Here is a 1,095-nt window from a genome sequence, read left to right on the forward strand (position 1 = left end):
GGACGGTTTTGTTGCGGTGCTGGATATTCCGGAGCATATGAAGCCGTGGCGGGACCGGCCGACGCGGTGGGAGAACGTCACCCCCGACACCCAGCACACCTACCTCGACGCCGACGGCGTGATCCAGTACCGGCCCGACTGGGACGAGCCGGGCTACGACCAGCCGGTCACCCAGATCCAGTTCGGGCTCGGGTGCATCACCGCCTACCGCACCGAAACCGACCCCGCCCGCAAGGACCTCTACCTGACCCGGGCCAAGGCCCAGGCCGGCCGCCTGATCGAGACCCGCGTCGAGACCCGCGGCGCGTGGTACTTCCCCTACCCGTTCGACTTCGCCCACGCCACCCACAGCGGGGTCGACTACCGCGCCCCCTGGTACTCCGGCATGGCCCAGGGCGAGGCGCTCAGCCTGTTCATCCAGCTCTCGGAACTGGAGGGCGTCAGCGAGGAGGAGCGCACGCTCTACCTGGCGGCGGCGGACGGGGCCTTCGCCTCGCTCCTGCGCGCCGACGACGCCACCCCGTGGGTGGTCAACCGCAACAGCGCCGGGTACCTGTGGATCCAGGAGTACCCGGGCAACACCCCGGGCACGGGCGACTACACCTACAACGGCATGATCTTCGCCATGTTCGGCCTGTGGGACTATGTCCGGGCCACCGGCAGCGAACTGGCCGCGGCGCTGTTCGACGGGGCGTGCACCACGATCGACCGGTACTTCCCGCTGCTGCGCAACGAGCGGTGGATCTCCTTCTACTGCCAGGCCCACCGGGTGCCGACCGTGTCCTACCACCAGCACCACATCAACCTGCTGCGCCAGCTCCACTGGCAGACCGGCAGCCCCCGCTTCGCCCGCATGACCGACCAGCTCGTCGACGACTACCCCGCACCGACCATGCCCGCCACCGCCACCATCGCCTTCACCGCCGGCACCCACACCCTCTACCGATACGACACCGACGCGGACGGCGACTACGTGGCGTCGAAGGGCGACGCGGAACTCGAGCGCAAGACCGTCACGTTCACCCGCGACACGCAGGCGCCCGCCAACCGCCGCCGGCGGATCAAGGACCGCGGCATCTACTACCGCATCAACGC

The 1,095-nt window shown here is 69.3% G+C and carries 1 protein-coding gene; it reads left to right on the top strand.

The features are described from left to right. Positions 1-37 precede the first annotated feature (37 nt). The coding region (locus tag GFD30_RS26100) for a D-glucuronyl C5-epimerase family protein (RefSeq protein ID WP_227997153.1) at positions 38-1,095 on the top strand (1,058 nt) is incomplete at its 3' end.

The sequence above is a fragment of the Glycomyces albidus genome (assembly GCF_009451885.1).
Lineage (GTDB): Bacteria > Actinomycetota > Actinomycetes > Mycobacteriales > Micromonosporaceae > Glycomyces > Glycomyces albidus.